Below are 20,260 nucleotides of genomic sequence, written 5' to 3' on the forward strand. Positions count from 1 at the left end.
TACGTCGCTTTTTTACGTTACTTGCCACAAGAAAGCCGCTGAGTTTACCATAGCCTAAGCGATGTTGCGACGGACTCACCCGCCGCACACATAACCTGTTGATACCCCCTAAGCGCTGACGGTAAAGCCCAACATCATGCCAGTATCTTCATGTTCCAACAGATGGCAGTGGGCCATATAAGGCATACTGGCTGGTGCGAGGTGACTAAAACGCACTAATATCTCACTGCGCGCACCTTCCACTCGTACAATATCTTTCCAGCCACGGCGATGCTCTGCCGGTGGTTTGCCGTTTTCTGTCAAAATACGGAACTGTGTCCCGTGGACATGGAAGGGATGTAACATCATGTCGCCTTCACCAGAAACGGTCCACTTCTCGAATTTCCCGAGCTTCGCGTCAAACGCCGGTTCAATCATCGAGAACGGTTTGCCGTTAATCATATTGGCATGGCTGAAATCAAAAGCCGCCGCGCCTTTCATCGCGCCACTCTCCATACCGGCCATATTGCTGTGATCCATGCCATTCATGGCACCGTTACCCATGTTCATGCCAGCCATTGCTTGCATACCATAACGGCTCATCAGCGCTTGCATCCCTAACATATCCAATTTCGGATCCATCATCAGTTGGAACCAGCGCTCTTGCAAGCCAGTGGCATCGGCTAATGCCGGCACCACAACCAGCGAATCCGGGAGCACCTTGCTACCCGCGGCCAGTGATGGCTGAATGCGCAATACCGGTAATGGCTTATCGAACGGGGCCAGGGTCATACCCATCTGTTTCACTGGCAAAGTAACCAGATCAAGCGGCTTACCATCAGCAGTATCCACCAGCACCTCAAAACGTTCACCCATCAGTATTGGCAACTCACGCACGGCTACCGGCTCGGCCAGTAAGCCACCGTCGCTGGCAATCACATACATCGGGCGGCCATCGCTGAGTGCCAAATTAAGGGAGCGGGCATTACAGCCATTGAGCAGCCTTAGTCGCACCCAACCGCGTGGGGTGATTTGCTGCGGATAATGTGCTCCATTGGTAAACATCCGATCGCCAAACCAACCAACAGCCGCCGTCATCACATCTAACTGATAATCAATCTGCCCATCTTTACCCAGTAATTTATCCTGCAAAATAACCGGAATATCGTCTACACCCCACAGCTTTGGCAGAGGAAGTTTCTCGCTCTCATTGTCATCGATCAGGACCAATCCGCCTAAGCCCATGGCCACTTGCTGGCCAGTCTTCCCATGAGTGTGGGGATGGAACCAGCAGGTAGCCGCCGGTTGATCGACACTAAAAACAACCTGCCGGGTTGTGCCGGGTTGAATCAGTGCCTGTGGACCACCGTCCACTTCGCCGGGGATTTCCAGTCCGTGCCAGTGCACCGTGGTCGCTTCTGGTAGGGAATTAGTGATATCAATAGTGACCGGTTTGCCTCGTTGCAAACGGATGGCAGGCCCCAGTAGATTGCCATTATAACCCCAGGTCTGCGTTGCTGCGGAGGGTAGCCAGGCCACAGTACCGGTCTGGATATTCAAATTAATTTTGCTATTGGCATCGGGCTGGAGCAGAGGCGGAATAGGCAGTGGTGATAAATCTGCGGCCAAGGCCGCGCGGCTCCATAACGGCAGTGAAGTGGCGGCTCCAAGAGCTGCCGTTAACTTAATAAAATCACGGCGATGCATGGTCGTCTCCATCTTGATAATGAGTGAGTGCCTGCAAGACACAAAAACAGCAGTCTGTGAGCTTAAACCCTCCCCTTACAGGAAGGTCAAGATGTAATCAATCACTTGGTGAGTCAATCCAAATCAGGTAAGTGATTCTGGTGATAAATCTGCTTGCACTAACCTCGCCTGGCAAGGTCCAGGGTGCGGGAGAGTCACCTGCATCGCTAACACCCCTGCGGCTTCAAGTACGAAGGGTATAATAAAATTTACTCTGAACCATCACAGTGTGATAACGTCTGTTAACAATGAACAAGCCTGTTTCCGCTATGAAAAGAACAACGTTAGTTATGCTGCTGCTTACTCTGTGCGGATTTTCATCTGCCAGTTCTGCATTAAGTGAATCCGAAGCAGAAGATCTTGCGGATCTGACTGCGGTATTTGTCTATCTGAAAAATGATTGTGGTTATAACGAATTACCCAATAACGAAATCAAACGGGCTATCGTCTATTTTGCTCAGCAAAATCGCTGGGACCTGCGTAACTATAATAGCTTTAATATGAAAGCGTTGGGCGAAGAGAGTTATCGCGACCTGCGTGGTATTGCTATTCCAGTTCCTACCAAATGCAAGTCTCTGGCCCGTGACTCGTTGAGTTTATTGGCTTACGCGAACTAACAATCCCGCCTTTACCCTTTCAGTCTGAAATTCCACCGTGCAACCTCATCCAGAGTTGGCTATGATGTTGCCCCCCATTTTTCATGGCTGTTACTGCGAAGGAGAAGCCCCGAACATGTCACAGAAAGAACTATGGTATGAAACATTGCATGCCAACTTCGGTCAGTATTTTTCAGTAGAAAATGTGCTGTACCACGAGAAAACCGAGCATCAGGATCTGGTGATTTTTGAAAATCCCGTGCTGGGCCGTGTCATGGCACTGGATGGCGTGGTTCAGACGACCGAGCGCGATGAGTTTATCTATCACGAAATGATGACTCATGTGCCTTTACTGGCCCACGGTCAGGTGAAGAAGGTGCTTATCATCGGTGGTGGTGATGGTGCCATGCTGCGTGAAGTCAGCCGCCATAAAAATATCGAACAGATTACCATGGTGGAAATTGACGCCGGTGTCGTGGAGTTCTGCCGCCAATATCTGCCGAATCACAGTGCGGGGGCCTATGACGATCCTCGTTTCACATTAGTTATTGATGATGGTGTTAACTTCGTTAACCAGACCACTGAAAAATTCGATGTCATCATCTCCGACTGTACCGATCCCATCGGCCCAGGAGAAAGCCTGTTTACCTCAGTTTTCTACCAGGGATGTGCTCGTAGCCTGAACCAAGGCGGCATTTTTGTGGCACAAAACGGCGTATGCTTCCTACAACAGGATGAAGCCGTCGGCAGCCACAATAAGCTTAGCCACTATTTCAGTGATGTCAGTTTTTATCTGGCCGCAATTCCGACCTATTATGGCGGTATTATGACCTTCGCGTGGGCGACTCAAAACCCCTCGCTGCGTCAGCTGGATCTTGCCACGCTACAACAGCGTTTTGCTGAAGCAGGCCTAAACTGCCGCTACTATAACCCAGCCATTCATGTCGGCAGCTTTGCCTTGCCGCAGTATCTGCTGGATGCCTTAACAGCCAAATAAGGAGGTGAACTAAATTGTCCAAGCTTAAACTACACGGCTTCAACAACCTGACCAAAAGCCTGAGTTTTTGTATTTACGATATTTGTTATGCCGAGACCGCAGACGACCGCGATGGCTATATCGCCTACATTGACGAACAGTACAACGCCAACCGCCTGACCGAGATCTTGAGCGAAACCTGCTCGATCATTGGCGCAAATATATTGAATGTCGCACGTCAGGATTACGACCCTCAGGGGGCGAGTGTTACCATTCTGGTCAGCGAAGAACCGGTCGATCCGCGCGATGTTGATACCTCTGAGCACCCCGGCCCGCTGCCAAGTGCAGTGGTTGCCCATTTGGACAAGAGCCATATCTGCGTTCATACCTACCCAGAAAGCCACCCTGAAGCGGGGTTATGCACTTTCCGCGCAGATATCGAAGTCTCTACCTGTGGAGTGATTTCACCGCTGAAAGCCCTGAATTACCTTATCCATCAGTTGGAGTCCGACATTGTTACGATGGATTATCGCGTACGGGGTTTTACCCGTGATATCAATGGGATAAAGCATTTTATCGATCATAAGATCAACTCGATTCAGAATTTCATGTCTGACGATATGAAGTCGCTGTATCACATGATGGATGTGAATGTTTATCAAGAAAACATCTTTCATACCAAGATGATGTTGAAAGACTTCGATTTGAAGCATTATCTGTTTAACGCCAAGCCGGAAGAGCTGAGTGCCGCAGAAAGAGAACGTATTACTCGCCTGTTATATAAAGAGATGCAGGAAATTTACTATGGCCGTAATGTGCCAGAAATGTGATACGTTGCCGGTAATACCACTGTATTTATATGTTATTAATCAGTAATAAGTCAGACAAGAAACCAATTAATCGGGCATAACTCTTTTTGCCCGGTTAATACCTCCAACTCAAGGAATGACCCCTGGAATGAACCGCCTCCCCACCCTGTATGGCATTATTGCAATCCTACTTTGGAGCATGAGTGTCGCTTTGACGCGCGGACTATCTGAAACCTTGGGTCCGTTTGGGGCCGGAGCGGCAATTTACAGCGTGAGTGGAGTTTTGGTGTGGTTGGTGGCGGGTAAACCTACGTTACGTGGACAGCATCCAGCTTATCTGTACGGTTGTGGTTTGCTATTTGTGGTGTATATGGTGGCGTTCGCTTTGGCTATTGGTATGGCTAATGACCGTCAGCAGACACTGGAAATTGGCCTGATCAATTACCTGTGGCCGAGTTTAACCTTGCTGTTAGCAGTTCCATTACTTAAGCTGCGCGCCCGTTGGTGGTTATGGCTGGGAGTTGCACTTGCTCTATTCGGTGTAATCTGGGTAGTCAGCGGTGGAAACGGGCTAGATATCAACGTATTGAGCACCAATGTCAGCAGTAACCCTCTGGCCTACAGCCTGGCTCTCATCGCGGCGTTTACCTGGGCGGCTTATTCCAATCTGGTCCGTTTGTACAGCCGTGGGCCAGGGGCGTTGCCGCTGTTTTTACTCGCCTGCGCCCTGTGTTTGTGGGTCATGTTCTTTATGCTGACCCCCGGCAAGTTGCATTTCACCACACGGGCAACGTTTGAACTGTTACTTATGGGAGCCAACACTGCGCTGGCCTATCTGTGTTGGGATATTGCCATGAAAAAGGGCAATGCCACATTAGTGGCTGCTCTGTCCTACTTCACACCACTGCTATCGATATTGATTGCCAGCTTGTGGCTCAATACCCTGCCCTCAGCCGCTTTCTGGCCCGGAGTGGCGATGGTGGTGGTAGGTTCTCTGCTGTGCTGGTCTGCCAGCCGCAATCCCCTTCGGACTTGAAGCCGCAGTTAGGCAGCAACGCCAAGTTCTTTGAGTAAATATTTTATTTAGAAGTAATGAAGTTACGATAGCCTTTCAATACCAGCAGAAAGTCCTCTAATCCGCACAGACAGAGGCTTTCTTCATCATAGTAATTCATGCCCTCTTCCATCTCATCGCCGTCGAGATCCAGTTGATTGGCACACACCATCACTTCTTCCCCATCCAGCCACAAGGTATATTCATGGCCGGTCAACTGCCACTGGCGCTCACTGCCTTTCACTTCCATAGCGGCGGCTTCAATTTGATCGAGTTTTGCCAGGTCGCCCTTAATCTCTTCATTGAGCCAATGGCCGATCACTTCATGTCCCATGGAGAATCTGACCAGCACTTGCCCTGTTAAATCACGCAAGAATTCATAGTCCATAGCATGCCCTCCTGATGCTCTTATAATTATTGTAACCGTATTTAGCCCACCCACTTGGCGCAAGCTCGCAAAGCCGGTAAATACCGCTAAGATTTCACTACCAGACGGTTTGTTTAAAATAGAAACGGGAGGCCATAAGCCTCCCGTCAGATACGTATTATACATCATACCCAAAGTAATTGGTGTTACAGATAGGCCGCAAGCTAACCGCCCTGTCACTCCAAAGACAAAGGGTATGGCTGTTTAGACTGCGGTTTGGAAGATAACACCGTCAGCTTTGTCCGTATATTGGCTCAACTGATCGAAGTTCAGGTAGCGATAAGTATCCTCTGCAGTCTTATCAACCTGAGCCATATAAGTTTGATATTCCTCAGGCGTTGGCAGACGCCCCAGCAGTGATGCAATCGCCGCCAGTTCAGCCGACGCCAGATAGACATTCGCCCCATTCCCCAAGCGATTCGGGAAGTTACGGGTTGACGTAGAAACCACTGTCGCACCATCAGCCACACGAGCCTGGTTACCCATACACAGTGAACAGCCCGGAATCTCAATACGGGCACCACTCTTACCAAAGACGCTGTAGTAGCCCTCTTCGGTTAACTGTGCGGCATCCATTTTGGTCGGCGGTGCAACCCACAAACGTGTTGGCAATTGGCCTTTATGTTGATCCAGCAACTTACCCGCCGCGCGGAAGTGGCCAATGTTGGTCATGCAAGAACCGATAAACACTTCATCGATCTTGCTGTTAGCCACATCAGACAACAAGCGAGCATCATCTGGATCGTTTGGCGCACACAGAATAGGTTGTGTGATATCAGCCAGATCGATTTCGATTACCGCTGCATATTCCGCATCGGCATCGCCTTCCAGTAGATTTGGATTCGCCAGCCAGCTTTCCATACCATTAACCCGGCGCTCCAGCGTACGGCGGTCGCCGTAGCCTTCCGCAATCATCCACTTCAACAAGACGATATTGGATTGCAGGTATTCGGTGATCGGCGCTTTATCCAATTTAATGGTACAACCAGCAGCAGAACGTTCAGCGGAAGCATCGGCCAACTCGAATGCCTGTTCGACTTTCAGCTCTGGCAGGCCTTCAATTTCCAGAATTCGGCCAGAGAAGATGTTCTTCTTGCCTTGCTTCTCAACCGTCAGCAGGCCTTCCTGAATCGCGTAGTAAGGAATTGCATGCACCAGATCACGCAGAGTGATACCCGGCTGCATTTTACCTTTAAAACGCACCAGCACCGATTCAGGCATGTCCAAAGGCATTACACCTGTTGCGGCCGCAAAGGCCACCAAACCAGAACCTGCCGGGAAGGAGATCCCAATCGGGAAGCGAGTATGGGAGTCACCACCGGTACCAACCGTATCTGGCAGCAGCATGCGGTTCAACCACGAGTGGATGATGCCATCACCAGGACGCAGCGACACGCCACCACGGTTCATAATGAAATCAGGCAAAGTATGGTGAGTGGTCACATCAACGGGCTTAGGATAAGCGGCAGTATGACAGAATGACTGCATCACCAAATCAGCGGAGAAGCCCAGACATGCCAAGTCTTTCAGCTCATCACGGGTCATCGGGCCGGTGGTGTCTTGTGAACCGACCGAGGTCATCTTAGGTTCGCAGTATTCGCCTGGGCGCACACCTTCAACGCCACATGCGCGGCCAACCATTTTCTGTGCCAGCGAGAAGCCTTTATTGCTTTTGGCAACTGGCTTCGCCACACGGAATACTTCGCTGACTGGCAGACCCAGCGACTCACGAGCTTTAGTGGTCAAGCCACGGCCAACAATCAGTGGAATACGGCCACCAGCACGGACTTCGTCCAGCAACACGTCAGTTTTCAGCTCGAAGGTCGCGAGTATCTCACCGGTATCATGGCGGCGTACTTCGCCCAGATACGGGAAGATATCAATCACGTCGCCCATGTTTAGATTGGCAACATCCACTTCGATTGGCAAAGCACCGGCATCTTCCATGGTGTTAAAGAAGATCGGGGCAATTTTGCTGCCCAGCACCACGCCACCGCCGCGCTTGTTCGGCACGTAAGGGATGTCGTCGCCCATAAACCACAGCACCGAGTTGGTGGCGGATTTACGGGAAGAACCGGTACCGACCACATCACCGACGTAGGCCAGCGGGAAACCGATTTTGTTCAGTTCTTCGATCTGTTTGATCGGGCCAACGCTACCCGGTTGATCTGGGTGAATGCCTTCACGGGCATTTTTCAGCATCGCCAAGGCATGCAGTGGAATATCAGGGCGCGACCAGGCATCTTGCGCCGGGGACAAATCATCGGTATTGGTTTCACCGGTTACTTTGAATACGGTGACCGTGATTTTTTCGGCCAAAGGCGGTCGGGAGAGATACCATTCGGCATCAGCCCAGGATTGCATCACCTTCCTGGCATGTGGGTTACCCGCTTTGGCTTTTTCTTCCACATCGTAGAAGTTATCAAACATCAGCAAGGTGTGAGATAACGCTTTGCCCGCAATCGGTGCCAGCTGTTCGTTATCTAACGCATCAATCAGCGGATGAATGTTATAACCGCCCTGCATAGTGCCAAGCAGTTCAATCGCTTTTTCAGCGTTAATCAGAGGGGAGTTGGCTTCACCCTTGGCAATCGCCGCCAGGAAACCGGCTTTAACGTAGGCTGCTTCATCAACACCGGGTGGAACACGGTTGATCAGCAGATCTAATAAAAATTCTTCTTCGCCCGCCGGCGGATTTTTTAATGATTCAACCAGCGCGGCCATTTGTGATGCATCTAATGGCTTGGGGACGATACCCTCAGCAGCACGCTCGGCTACGTGCTTACGGTATTCTTCTAGCACGACTCTCTCCTCGCTTTAATTATCATATATTTTCCAGGCTTATCTGTTGTCACCAGCCATCATCACTGATGCAGTAGGTGTAGGTAAGACGCCCAGTTTGCCCAGCCAGCATACCAGTATTTGAACTCAGTGTTAATTCGTTCACATAAAAGCAACATTAAATTTTTGCTGAATCGTTGAGCGCAGTGTAATCACCTGAAGTATTGATAATGGCTCTCAGTTAGCCTCTCACCCTAGGGCAATATCCGCAAAAACACCGCTGTATGATAACCACAGTAAATGAATGGATACCATCTCTCTATGAGAATCTCGTGCTATTGATATGACTTTTAGGGTGATAAATAACGAAGGGAAGATATTGTGGCGATAAATGAAGCAGAAACAGCCGATAACCACTGTTTCTGCTTTGATAAAAGACTCTATGCCCCAAGTATGAAGGGCAATTAGAATTGGGTATTCAAGCTAACAAAATAGGTCCGGCCCGGCTCATTGTAAGTCGCTGCCCCTGCACCCGCGATACCGGCTACGCTCTGGGCATTACCGGCACGGAACTGGCGTTTGTCGAACAGGTTTTCAATCCCAGTGGTGACACTGACATTTTTTGTCACTGTATAGCTAGCACTGAGACCAAAGATGGCATATGGGCTGACTTCATTGCGTGCCGTACCCGTAACCGGCAGACCTTGATAGTCATATTTTTTCGGCTTCTGACGCCCATACCAGGTCACGGTGGATAGCAGTGACAAATCATCAGTTGCCTGCCAGTTCAGTGAACTATTCAAAGTAAACTCCGGCGTGATCGATAAGTAATCGCCGGTGCTTTTGTTCTTCGACTCCAGCATATAGGTCAGATTGCTGCTCCACTGTACTGTCTCAGTGAAGGGCACAGTCAGATTACCTTCCACCCCTTCCACCAACGCTTTCGGCACGTTACTCCACGTGAAGATATCGGAATTAGCATAAGCACCGGTACCGCCACTGGCAGTCCCGAGGGAGAGCAAACCCGGCTCGATCTTATTACGATAATCATTACGGAAGTAAGTGATACCGGCAATAATGCCGTCATCGTGGAACTCGAACCCGACCTCTTTGTTTACGCTGGTTTCAGCAGACAGAGAATCATTACCCATCAGGTAGCAACTGCCGCCACCGCCATAGCAACCTTGACCACGGCTATATAACAGATAGTTAGGGTTGGTTTGATAGAGATTTGGCGCTTTATAAGAACGGGCAATACCCATTTTCATGGTGAAGTAATCACCCAGTTCCTGTGACAGATTCAGGCCTGGACTCCAGTTACTTCCCGCGGTGCTGTGATGATCAAAGCGCAGTGCTGGGGTGAGCATGGTGGTATCCGTCAACTCGATATTATCCTCAACAAATACCGAGGCTATCTGCGCCGAGCTACGAGTATTGCGCCCAGTCCCCGTCAAACCGCTGACACTGCCACCCTCACTCGTCGTTTGGGTATTAGAGCTTGGATCGTTCATTTTCTGGTCATTCCATTCCGCCCCCACGGTTAGCACCTGATTAACGCCCAATTCAAATGGCAGGTTAACCTCGGAGTGGGCCAGATAGTTGTCCAGCTTGATAGTACTGAAATATTTATTTGAGAATATGCCTTCTGTACCGCCCGCCAGCCCCTCATTGATTCGTGAGTTGCGCGTATCTTCATACTGAAAATAGGAGGTTGTACTGATGCCGTTATCCCAAAAACCACGGTGTGTTAGCGAGAAATTATCGCGGTACATCACGTTAGTTTCCGCACCGTATAAGCTGCGAACTATGGCATTGCTGTTTGTGTTTTGTGTATCACCGGCATAAATATTTCCCTGGCGGCTATAACCTGCCTCGAACTCCAGAGATTGGCCTTGGGCGAATTCCCAACGCAGTAACCCGTTGATATCTTTATTTCGTACCCCTTCACGGCCGGCCGGCAGTGTACCGGCCTGGTTACCGGTACGGGCAGATTCATGGCCTTGGTTAATATCCCAATCATCAGCATCGGTTTTATTGTATCCACCGTACAAGCGGAAACTGACGGTATCACTTAGCGGCCCCAACAGACTGAAATCGGTACGACGGGTCGCGCCTTCCTCGCTGTGCTGCGGCAGATTCATGTAGGCGTTCCAGCTACCATGTAGTTCTTTGTCCGGCTGTTTGGTGATGATATTCACTACACCACCGGCTGCACCGTTGCCATAGCGTGCCGCTGACGGCCCGCGTAAAACTTCGATTTTCTCAACCATATTCGCGGGAACCCAGTTGGTATCACCACGGGTATCACGTTCACCACGCCAGCCATAACGCACCGCATTACGGCTGGAGACCGGTATGCCATCAATCATAATCAGCGTATTTTCAGGCCCCATGCCACGAATATCAATTTGCCGATTATTACCACGCTGACCACTGGCAGAGTTACCGGAAAGATTAACACCCGGCATGGTGCGGATAATTTCGGACAGGTCATTCGCGGGTGGCCGTTTGCGGATATCTTCTGCGGTGATAGTTGATGCCCCCAGCGCCTGACGAACTTGCTGTTGAGCGGTCACCACCAGCGTATCACCGGTGGTTGCCGACCCACCGGCCACAGCAGGCTCTTGCTGCGATGTGGTGGCGGTTGCTTGCGCTGTCGTCTGTGTCGCTGCTGTGGACTCAGCTTGATTTGTCGCTTGAGTTTGTGCCCAGAGCGGAGTCGATATGCAAATACCGATCAATGTCGTCAGAGAACGCCGTTGCCATTTTACTTTCATTACACTTTCCCCTGATGCAAAAAAGCCCACAGCAAATATCCGCAGAGTAAAATCTCTGGCAATCTATTCGTTGGGCGATAAAGACGAACAAGATTGATAATTATTTCCATTATCAATTCATCGCGTTAATTGTTACATTTGCATATAGGGAAAAGGTTTGTGCAAACAGCAAATCTGTTTGTCAGAACGTCAATGTTGTCATAATGTCAGTGGAGAGTTCGTCATGTCGACGGTGAAGCAAAACAAATTACGCAATGTCTCTCCTTCATCCAAACCGATTTATCGTGAACAAATTGTGCAACAATCGAATCTGGTTGCCAGTGATTATCAACTGAGCAGCGTGAAATCATTGTCCACTGACCCGGTATTGTTTGGCGACTTTCAAGTATTGCGTCTGAACCCACATCTGATTTTACATACCGCGAATGTCACCAACCTCTGTGATATCAAGACGCAAAACCGGCTTAATCCAGCACTGAAACTGGCTATTGTGGTTAGTGGCAGCGCGCATATCTCATTCGGCGGTCAACAGTTGCATTTGCAGGAAAAAGGCGATGCCTCGCTAGTCTCATTAACTGAAAGCACCCTGTTTACTCGCCACGGTAAAAACAACAGTCACGAGCGCACGTTAACACTGACTTTTGACCGTGAATGGCTGTATGGCGATTTGCTGCCACAAGCCGGCACATGGGATACGTTGTATAACTTTACCCAACAGCATCTGGCGATTCATTTATGGCGTCCATCAGTTCACTCGCAAGCCATTGCTCAGAAAATAGCGAGCGCCCCACCCTTTTCAACGCCGCTGGAGCGGTTGCAATGGGAAACACAATGTATTGGGCTGATCATTGAAGCGTTCAGTTCACTGGAGCAGCAAGCTCAGCAGCAAAATAAAATCTCATTACGTGGGTTGAACCGGGTTCAGCAGGTACGTGACTGGCTGGAAAGTGGTGAGGCTGACCACCTATCGATGAGTGAATTAGCCGGTCTGGTGAATATGAGCCAGAGTACCTTGCAGCGACGTTTTCGTGAAAGTTACCACATTACGGTATTTGAATATCTGCGCCATTGTCGTTTAAAGCGGGCCATGCTGGCATTACAGAAAGAAGGAGTCAGTATCGATCAAGCCGCCGCCATTGCTGGTTATACCAGCCCTGCCAACTTTGCCACCGCACTGCGGCGGACCTTTCATATCTCGCCCAGTCAACTACGGGCGGGATCGATTTTTGATCGCTAAAAAATGCCTGAGTGATAAAAACCTTTAAACAAAAAAACGGCCCCTGTTAAGGAGCCGCTTCATTATCTTGCTGTATTAGCGAAAATTATTTCTTTTTCGCTTTCGGGTTAGGCAAGTCGGTAATGCTACCTTCGTAGATTTCCGCGGCCAGACCGACAGATTCATGCAAGGTAGGGTGAGCATGGATGGTCAACGCGATATCTTCCGCATCACAACCCATCTCGATCGCCAGGCCGATTTCACCTAACAGTTCACCACCGTTAGTCCCAACAATGGCACCACCGATGATACGGTGAGTTTCTTTGTCGAAGATAAGTTTAGTCATACCGTCTGCGCAATCTGAAGCGATAGCACGGCCCGATGCCGCCCACGGGAAGGTGGAGGTCTCAAAGCTGATGCCTTTTTCTTTCGCTTCTTTCTCGGTCAGACCCACCCATGCGACTTCAGGTTCAGTGTACGCAATAGATGGAATGACTTTCGGATCGAAGTAATGTTTCAGGCCGGAGATAACTTCAGCAGCAACATGACCTTCGTGCACACCTTTATGTGCCAGCATTGGCTGACCCACGATGTCACCGATAGCAAAGATATGCGGCACGTTGGTACGCAGTTGTTTATCAACGTGGATAAAGCCACGCTCATCAACTTCTACACCAGCCTGACCGGCATCCAGCAATTTGCCGTTAGGTACACGGCCGATAGCCACCAGAACGGCATCATAGCGCTGTGGTTCTGCTGGCGCTTTTTTGCCTTCCATCGTGACATAGATACCGTCTTCTTTGGCTTCTACCGCCGTCACTTTGGTTTCCAGCATCAGGTTGAACTGCTTACTGATGCGCTTGGTGAAAACTTTCACCACGTCTTTATCAGCAGCCGGAATAACCTGGTCAGCCATTTCTACCACATCAATTTTCGAGCCCAGCGCATGGTAAACCGTACCCATTTCCAGACCGATGATGCCACCGCCCATAACCAGCAGACGTTCAGGAACGCTTTTCAGTGCCAGTGCATCAGTTGAGTCCCAAACACGTGGGTCTTCATGAGGAATAAATGGCAGTTGGATTGGGCGAGAACCGGCCGCGATAATCGCGTTATCGAAGGTAATGGTAGTTGGGCCATTTTCGCCTTCAACCACTAAGGTGTTCGCGCCAGTAAATTTACCAAAACCATTAACCACTTTGACTTTACGGCCTTTAGCCATACCTGCCAAACCACCGGTTAACTGATTGATAACTTTCTCTTTCCAGACACGGACTTTATCAATGTCAGTTTTAGGCTCACCAAAAACGATACCGTGTTCAGCCAGCGCCTTAGCTTCTTCGATAACTTTGGCAACGTGCAACAATGCCTTGGAAGGGATACAACCCACATTCAGGCAAACACCACCCAAAGTAGAGTAACGCTCAACCAGAATGGTTTCCAAACCTAAATCCGCGCAACGAAAAGCAGCAGAGTACCCTGCTGGACCTGCCCCAAGTACCACGACCTGAGTTTTAATTTCAGTACTCATCATGACCTCTTAATTGTTTGTCCGGCGGGTCAGACATCATTTTGAAATCTATCGAATATATTAGGCTAATTAATTTCATAACGCCCTTCATCCACCGGGACGCTTGCACCGCGAGCAGTTTACAGAATTGTTAATAATCTGAAAAGCAACATCGAGTGACGAGTGTCTCAACAACCCTAATCTATATAAAAACAAGGCCGGCACGAAGCCGGCCTTGGCGATTACATCACCAAACGGCGAATATCAGCCATAATGGTCGCGATATAGGCTGCGAAGCGAGCACCTGCTGCGCCATCGATCACACGGTGGTCGAAGGACAGAGACAGAGGCAGCATCAGACGTGGCGCAAACTCTTTACCATTCCAGACTGGCTTCATGGATGATTTAGACACACCCAAGATAGCCACTTCTGGCGCATTGACGATTGGCGTAAACGCCGTCCCGCCGATGCCGCCCAGGCTGGAGATAGTGAAACAACCGCCTTGCATGTCAGATGCAGTCAATTTGCCATCACGCGCTTTCTTGGAAATAACAGCCAGCTCGCGAGACAACTCGACAATACCTTTTTTGTTCACATCACGGAATACTGGAACAACCAGACCGTTAGGGGTATCAACCGCCACACCGATATTGATGTATTTCTTCAATGTCAGTTTCTGACCATCTTCAGAAATCGAGCTGTTGAAACGTGGGAACTCTTCCAACGCCTTAGCAGCCGCCTTCATCAGGAACACCAGCGGGGTGATTTTCAGATCTTGTTTTTTCTTCTCAGCTTCGATGTTCTGTTGCTTACGGAACACTTCAACTTCAGTGATATCCGCTTCATCGAATTGGGTCACATGAGGGATAGTGACCCAGTTACGGCTCAGGTTCGCACCAGAGATTTTCTGGATACGGCCTAATTCAACTTCTTCAATCTCACCGAACTTGCTGAAATCAACTTTCGGCCAAGGCAACATACCTGGCAGACCGCCGCCAGTGGCAGCAGGGGCTGTTTCAGCACGTTTGACCGCATCTTTCACGTAGGCCTGAACGTCTTCACGCAGGATACGGCCTTTACGACCGGTACCTTTCACTTTCGCCAGGTTTACGCCAAATTCACGCGCTAAACGACGGATAACCGGCGTGGCATGCACGTAAGCGTCATTCTCAGCAAACTCGCCTTTGCTCTCAGCTTTCGCGCCAGGAGCGGTGGCCGCTTTAGCCGGTGCCGCAGCAGCAGGAGCCGCTGGCTGGGCAGGTGCAACAGCAGGGGCTGCGCCTTCCACTTCGAACACCATGATAAGCGAGCCGGTTTTAACTTTGTCGCCAGTGCTGATTTTGATCTCTTTAACGGTACCGGCAAATGGTGCTGGCACTTCCATTGAGGCTTTATCGCCTTCAACGGTGATCAGTGATTGTTCAGCGGCAACTTTATCACCCACTTTAACCATCACTTCTGTGACTTCAACTTCATCGCCACCGATGTCTGGCACTTCGACATTTTTTGCTGCTGAGGCGGCCGGTGCAGCAGCCGCTGCGGCCGGAGCTGACTCAGTTGCCGCGGCGGGTGCCGCAGCACCTGCCACTTCAAATATCATGATAGGAGAACCGGTGCTGACTTTATCGCCAGTGCTGATTTTGATCTCTTTAACGGTACCGGCGAATGGCGCTGGCACTTCCATAGAGGCTTTATCGCCCTCTACAGTGATCAGAGATTGTTCAGCGGCAACAGTGTCGCCCACTTTCACTAGTATTTCAGTCACTTCAACTTCGTCGCTGCCGATATCTGGCACTTCAACATTTTTTACCGCAGATGCCGCTGGCGCCGCTGCCTGAGCAGGGGCTGCTGGCTTTTCTTCGGCTGCTGCAGGCGCCACAGCGGCACCTGTTGCTTCGAAGATCATCATCAGTTTGCCGGTCGCGACAGTATCGCCAACTGCAATTTTGATTTCTTTAACTACGCCCGCCTGCGGTGATGGGACTTCCATGGAAGCTTTATCACCTTCAACGGTGATAAGCGACTGTTCCGCTTCAACGGTATCGCCTACTTTCACCATAATTTCGGTGACTTCCACTTCATCTGCACCGATGTCTGGTACGTTAATTTCAATAGCCATTTGTTCTTTACCTCTTATGCCAGACGCGGGTTAACTTTATCGGCGTCGATACCAAACTTAGTAATTGCTTGTGCAACTACACTGGCGTCGATGTCACCGCGTTTAGCCAATTCACCCAGAGCTGCAACCACAACGTAAGAAGCATCAACTTCGAAGTGGTGACGCAGGTTCTCACGGCTGTCAGAGCGGCCGAAACCATCTGTACCCAACACGCGGAACTCGCTGGCAGGAATGAAGTTACGAATTTGTTCAGCGAACAACTTCATGTAGTCAGTAGAAGCAACCGCTGGCGCGTCGTTCATGACTTGAGCCACATAAGGAACACGTGGCGTTTCTGTTGGGTGCAGCATGTTCCAACGCTCACAATCCTGACCATCACGGGCCAGTTCAGTGAAGGATGTTACGCTGTACACATCAGAACCAACACCGTAGTCGTTAGCCAGAATCTGAGCCGCTTCGCGAACGTGACGCAGGATTGCACCTGAACTCATCAACTGCACTTTGCCTTTGCTACCTGCAACAGTTTCCAGTTTGTAGATACCTTTACGGATACCTTCTTCTGCGCCCTGTGGCATTGCTGGCATGTGGTAGTTTTCGTTCAGCGTGGTCAGGTAGTAATAGACGTTTTCCTGCGCTTCACCGTACATACGCTCCAGACCGTCATGCATGATGACAGCAACTTCATAAGCATAGGCCGGATCGTAAGAGATACAGTTCGGGATGGTCAGTGACTGAATGTGGCTATGACCATCTTCATGTTGCAGACCTTCGCCATTCAGAGTAGTACGACCTGAAGTACCACCGATCAGGAAGCCACGCGCCTGTTGGTCACCCGCAGCCCAGCACAGGTCACCGATACGTTGGAAACCGAACATGGAGTAGTAGATGTAGAACGGGATCATTGGCAGATCATTGGTGCTGTATGAGGTCGCAGCAGCCAGCCATGAAGAGGCAGCACCCAGTTCGTTGATCCCTTCTTGCAGGATCTGGCCTTTTTCGTCTTCTTTGTAGTAAGCAACCTGCTCACGGTCTTGCGGGGTGTACTGCTGACCATTCGGGCTGTAAATACCAATCTGACGGAACAGACCTTCCATACCAAAAGTACGCGCTTCGTCAGCAATGATTGGAACAATTCTGTCTTTGATAGATTTGTTCTTCAGCATCACGTTCAGCACACGCACGAAGGCGATAGTGGTAGAGATCTCTTTGTTCTGCTCTTCCAGCAAGGAGCTGAAATCTGACAACGCAGGGATTTCCAGCTTCTCGGTGAACTTAGGCATGCGGGTTGGCACATAGCCTTCCAGCGCCTGACGACGTTCATGCAGATATTTGTGCTCTTCGGAATCTTTCTCGAAGGTGATGTAAGGCAGTTTTTCGATATCAGCATCGGCAACTGGCACATTGAAACGATCGCGGAAGTGGTGAACCCCTTCCATGTTCATTTTCTTCACCTGGTGAGCAATATTTTTACCTTCTGCTGTTTCGCCCATGCCGTAACCTTTAATGGTGTGGGCCAGGATAACAGTTGGTTTACCGGTGGTTTCTTGTGCTTTCTTCAGTGCGGCAAAGACTTTCTTCGGATCATGGCCACCACGGTTCAGAGACCAGATCTCGTCGTCGCTCATGTCTTTCACTAATGCAGCAGTTTCTGGGAAACGGCCAAAGAAGTGTTCGCGGACATAGGCGCCGTCTTTGGATTTAAAGGTCTGGTAGTCGCCATCCAGGGTTTCGTTCATCAGTTGGATCAGTTTACCGCTGGTATCTTTACGCAGCAGCTCATCCCAACGACTACCCCAAATCACTTTCAGAACCTGCCAGCCAGCACCATTGAAGATACCATCCAGCTCATTGATAATCTTGCCGTTACCGGTAACCGGGCCATCCAGGCGCTGCAAGTTACAGTTGATAACGAAGACCAGGTTATCCAGTTTTTCACGGGTCGCGATGGTGATCGCACCTTTGGATTCTGGCTCATCCATCTCGCCGTCGCCCAAGAAGGCGTACACGGTCTGTGCTGCAGTGTCTTTCAGACCACGGTGATGGAGGTATTTCAGGAACTTGGCCTGATAGATTGCACTGATTGGGCCAAGGCCCATCGATACCGTTGGGAACTGCCAGAATTCAGGCATCAGTTTCGGATGCGGGTAAGAAGACAGACCCTTACCATCGACTTCCTGACGGAAGTTATCCATTTGCTCTTGAGTCAGGCGGCCTTCAAGGAAAGCACGCGCGTAAACACCTGGAGAAATGTGGCCCTGGAAGTAAACCAGATCGCCGCCGTCTTTTTGGTTACGAGCACGGAAGAAGTGGTTGAAGCAAACCTCGTAGAAGGTAGCGGAAGACTGGAAAGATGCCATGTGGCCGCCCAAATCCAGATCTTTCTTCGACGCACGCAACACGGTCATCACAGCATTCCAACGGATAGCGCTGCGAATACGACGCTCAAGCTCCAGGTTGCCAGGGTAAGCGGGTTCGTCTTCTACCGCGATGGTGTTGATGTAATCACGGTTGGCAGAACCTGCCGCAACGCTCACTCCACCTTTACGGGCTTCGCCCAAAACCTGATCAATCAGATACTGAGCACGCTCAACACCCTCTTCACGGATGACCGATTCGATCGCCTGTAGCCAGTCGCGGGTTTCGATCGGATCCACGTCATTATTTAAACGTTCTGACATGGTGGTATTCCTTATCTGTTTCTAATGGTTTATTTGGAGCCTATCTTCCTGTGCTTTAACCCCAGGCTAAAGCACGTGCCCTGGTGAAAACACCGGAAGATAGGCCCATCAGTTTGTCCCCGTCATACTTCAAGCTGTAGAGGCGTTGGCTGTACTCTCTCACCCTAGTCACTTACTCAAGTAAGCTCCTGGGGATTAATGAGTCTCTTTGAGACTCACCCTACGGGCTAGCATAAATGCTGTTCAAATCGGCCTACGACCGATTTGTCATTCCCTTGCCGCCTACCTACAACTCGAATTATTTTGGGTATAGTTGCCGCTAATAATTCTCAAATGAGAATAACTACCCAATGAAATTGGAGTTACCGTGCCGCTGCCTGAGAACGAATCTCGATAAGCTGACCCAAGTCAGTGATTCGGGTGAGTTCACGCAGCTAACAACCCTGTAGCTTCAAGTACAAAGGGTACAAAACGAGTTATTGAGGTCTTGCAGAGGCGCAACCTGAATGATTCGTTTCTAGTCCTTGCGCTGTTGGAGCCGACGCAAAGATCGCTCACGGCGACTGTGCTCCCGACTAAGATCCAACAGAATTTCCTCGATAAACGCCAAGTGACGGTGTGAAGCTTCGCGGGCTTTCTCTGGCTCGCGTGCCACAATCGCCTCAAAAATCCCGGCGCGGTGACTGCTCACCGTTGCCAGCATTTCGCGGCGCGAGTAAAGCAATTCAAAGTTCTGTCTTACGTTTTGTTCCAGCATCGGCCCCATGCAACGCAGTAAATGCAGCAAAACCACATTATGCGCAGCCTCTGTGACAGCCACTTGATACTGCATAACGGCATCTGCCTCAGCATCTAAATCGCCGTTATCCTGCGCTTGCTGAATAACAGTATGGCATTCACGGATACGTTGCAGATCTTCATCAGTGCCGCGCAATGCTGCATAATAGGCAGCAACACCTTCGAGGGCATGACGGGTTTCTAACAGATCGAATTGTGATTCTGGATGGTCAGCCAGTAGCTCTGCCAGCGGATCGCTAAAGCTTTGCCACAGATTGGTTTGCACGAAAGTCCCGCCCCCCTGACGACGCAACAGCAGTCCCTTAGCTTCTAAGCGCTGAATTGCTTCTCGCAAAGAAGGCCGGGAAACATCAAATTGCTTCGCCAACTCGCGTTCAGGCAGTAATTTCTCCCCCGGACGCAGCGTCCCTTCCAAGATCAGGTATTCGAGCTGCTGCTCGATGACATCTGATAATTTGGGCTGACGTATTTTGTTGTAGGCCATAATTTGTTGTAAGTCGCGCTGTAAGCCGTATTGAGTGAATCGTCTCTGCGAGTAGCGCGGAGTCAATTGGTAATACCAATTTCAAAAACGTGACGATAAAGTAACAAAGTATTCACTAGCTGTCCATACGGACCTTGACCAAAATCATGAAACCCAGCACATTTTAACAACTTCACTGATAAAGCAATGCAAAGTGATAACGTAGCAGTGGTAATACCATTACCTGGCAGCCTCGGGTTTTAACTTTTATGAAACGGGTAATTAGGCAAGCTGAAGCGTTAAAGTGATTTTATTTGTGAATATGAATTC

The 20,260-nt window shown here is 49.9% G+C and carries 13 protein-coding genes; 5 read left to right on the plus strand and 8 right to left on the minus strand.

What is annotated here, in order from left to right:
• Window positions 1-108: 108 nt before the first annotated feature.
• Window positions 109-1,686, minus strand: a complete 1,578-nt coding sequence (gene cueO, locus V2A85_RS04840) for a multicopper oxidase CueO (protein WP_420070968.1) — start codon at window positions 1,684-1,686, stop codon at window positions 109-111.
• Window positions 1,687-1,994: 308 nt separating this feature from the next.
• Between cueO and V2A85_RS04845 the strand changes: the two genes are divergently transcribed.
• The 4 genes from V2A85_RS04845 to yddG all read left to right on the plus strand — a co-directional run bounded on the left by V2A85_RS04845 (window position 1,995) and on the right by yddG (window position 5,142).
• Window positions 1,995-2,342: a YacC family pilotin-like protein gene (locus V2A85_RS04845; RefSeq protein WP_016266377.1), complete on the plus strand. Its 348-nt coding sequence runs from the start codon at window positions 1,995-1,997 to the stop codon at window positions 2,340-2,342.
• A 115-nt stretch (window positions 2,343-2,457) separates the two neighbouring features.
• Window positions 2,458-3,318: a polyamine aminopropyltransferase gene (gene speE, locus V2A85_RS04850; protein WP_420070969.1), complete on the plus strand. Its 861-nt coding sequence runs from the start codon at window positions 2,458-2,460 to the stop codon at window positions 3,316-3,318.
• 14 nt (window positions 3,319-3,332) lie between these two features.
• Window positions 3,333-4,127 (plus strand): adenosylmethionine decarboxylase, encoded by a 795-nt coding sequence (gene speD / locus V2A85_RS04855; RefSeq protein ID WP_420070970.1) that lies wholly within the window; start codon window positions 3,333-3,335, stop codon window positions 4,125-4,127.
• 127 nt (window positions 4,128-4,254) lie between these two features.
• Complete coding sequence (gene yddG / locus V2A85_RS04860) at window positions 4,255-5,142, plus strand: aromatic amino acid DMT transporter YddG (RefSeq protein WP_372558024.1); 888 nt, start codon at window positions 4,255-4,257, stop codon at window positions 5,140-5,142.
• Window positions 5,143-5,185: 43 nt separating this feature from the next.
• On the opposite strand, the gene yacL is transcribed toward yddG, so the two are convergent.
• From yacL to V2A85_RS04875, 3 genes are all read right to left on the minus strand, one after another.
• Complete coding sequence (yacL, locus tag V2A85_RS04865; protein ID WP_420070971.1) at window positions 5,186-5,548, minus strand: protein YacL; 363 nt, start codon at window positions 5,546-5,548, stop codon at window positions 5,186-5,188.
• A 243-nt stretch (window positions 5,549-5,791) separates the two neighbouring features.
• The gene (acnB, locus tag V2A85_RS04870; protein WP_420070972.1) at window positions 5,792-8,389 is read right to left on the minus strand and encodes a bifunctional aconitate hydratase 2/2-methylisocitrate dehydratase; all 2,598 of its coding nucleotides are present in this window, start codon (window positions 8,387-8,389) and stop codon (window positions 5,792-5,794) included.
• A 443-nt stretch (window positions 8,390-8,832) separates the two neighbouring features.
• Entirely contained in the window at window positions 8,833-11,145 is a 2,313-nt protein-coding gene (locus V2A85_RS04875; protein ID WP_420070973.1) for a TonB-dependent siderophore receptor, read from the minus strand.
• A gap of 223 nt (window positions 11,146-11,368) precedes the next feature.
• On the opposite strand from V2A85_RS04875, the gene V2A85_RS04880 reads away from it, so the two are divergent.
• The gene (locus tag V2A85_RS04880; protein ID WP_420070974.1) at window positions 11,369-12,382 is read left to right on the plus strand and encodes a helix-turn-helix domain-containing protein; all 1,014 of its coding nucleotides are present in this window, start codon (window positions 11,369-11,371) and stop codon (window positions 12,380-12,382) included.
• An 85-nt stretch (window positions 12,383-12,467) separates the two neighbouring features.
• Here V2A85_RS04880 and lpdA read toward each other — a convergent pair whose 3' ends face one another.
• The 4 genes from lpdA to pdhR form a co-directional block, all read right to left on the minus strand.
• Complete coding sequence (gene lpdA / locus V2A85_RS04885) at window positions 12,468-13,892, minus strand: dihydrolipoyl dehydrogenase (RefSeq protein WP_372558021.1); 1,425 nt, start codon at window positions 13,890-13,892, stop codon at window positions 12,468-12,470.
• Window positions 13,893-14,113: 221 nt separating this feature from the next.
• On the minus strand, window positions 14,114-15,991 hold the full coding sequence (gene aceF, locus V2A85_RS04890) for a pyruvate dehydrogenase complex dihydrolipoyllysine-residue acetyltransferase (protein ID WP_420070975.1): 1,878 nt from the start codon (window positions 15,989-15,991) through the stop codon (window positions 14,114-14,116).
• A 14-nt stretch (window positions 15,992-16,005) separates the two neighbouring features.
• Window positions 16,006-18,669 carry a pyruvate dehydrogenase (acetyl-transferring), homodimeric type gene (gene aceE, locus V2A85_RS04895; RefSeq protein WP_372558019.1) on the minus strand — a complete coding sequence of 888 codons (2,664 nt, stop codon included), beginning with the start codon at window positions 18,667-18,669 and terminating at the stop codon, window positions 16,006-16,008.
• A gap of 517 nt (window positions 18,670-19,186) precedes the next feature.
• The gene (gene pdhR, locus V2A85_RS04900) at window positions 19,187-19,951 is read right to left on the minus strand and encodes a pyruvate dehydrogenase complex transcriptional repressor PdhR (RefSeq protein ID WP_049613280.1); all 765 of its coding nucleotides are present in this window, start codon (window positions 19,949-19,951) and stop codon (window positions 19,187-19,189) included.
• Window positions 19,952-20,260: the final 309 nt, after the last annotated feature.

This window comes from Yersinia sp. 1252 StPb PI (assembly GCF_048593885.1).
GTDB lineage: Bacteria > Pseudomonadota > Gammaproteobacteria > Enterobacterales > Enterobacteriaceae > Yersinia > Yersinia enterocolitica_E.

Excerpts from the sequence above, each read along its gene's own strand:
- lpdA (WP_372558021.1), bottom strand. The coding sequence starts at position 13,892 with ATGAGTACTGAAATTAAAACTCAGGTCGTGGTACTTGGGGCAGGTCCA.
- aceE (WP_372558019.1), bottom strand. The coding sequence starts at position 18,669 with ATGTCAGAACGTTTAAATAATGACGTGGATCCGATCGAAACCCGCGAC.
- cueO (WP_420070968.1), bottom strand. The coding sequence starts at position 1,686 with ATGCATCGCCGTGATTTTATTAAGTTAACGGCAGCTCTTGGAGCCGCC.
- V2A85_RS04880 (WP_420070974.1), top strand. The coding sequence starts at position 11,369 with ATGTCGACGGTGAAGCAAAACAAATTACGCAATGTCTCTCCTTCATCC.
- V2A85_RS04845 (WP_016266377.1), top strand. The coding sequence starts at position 1,995 with ATGAAAAGAACAACGTTAGTTATGCTGCTGCTTACTCTGTGCGGATTT.
- yacL (WP_420070971.1), bottom strand. The coding sequence starts at position 5,548 with ATGGACTATGAATTCTTGCGTGATTTAACAGGGCAAGTGCTGGTCAGA.
- speE (WP_420070969.1), top strand. The coding sequence starts at position 2,458 with ATGTCACAGAAAGAACTATGGTATGAAACATTGCATGCCAACTTCGGT.
- aceF (WP_420070975.1), bottom strand. The coding sequence starts at position 15,991 with ATGGCTATTGAAATTAACGTACCAGACATCGGTGCAGATGAAGTGGAA.
- V2A85_RS04875 (WP_420070973.1), bottom strand. The coding sequence starts at position 11,145 with ATGAAAGTAAAATGGCAACGGCGTTCTCTGACGACATTGATCGGTATT.
- yddG (WP_372558024.1), top strand. The coding sequence starts at position 4,255 with ATGAACCGCCTCCCCACCCTGTATGGCATTATTGCAATCCTACTTTGG.
- pdhR (WP_049613280.1), bottom strand. The coding sequence starts at position 19,951 with ATGGCCTACAACAAAATACGTCAGCCCAAATTATCAGATGTCATCGAG.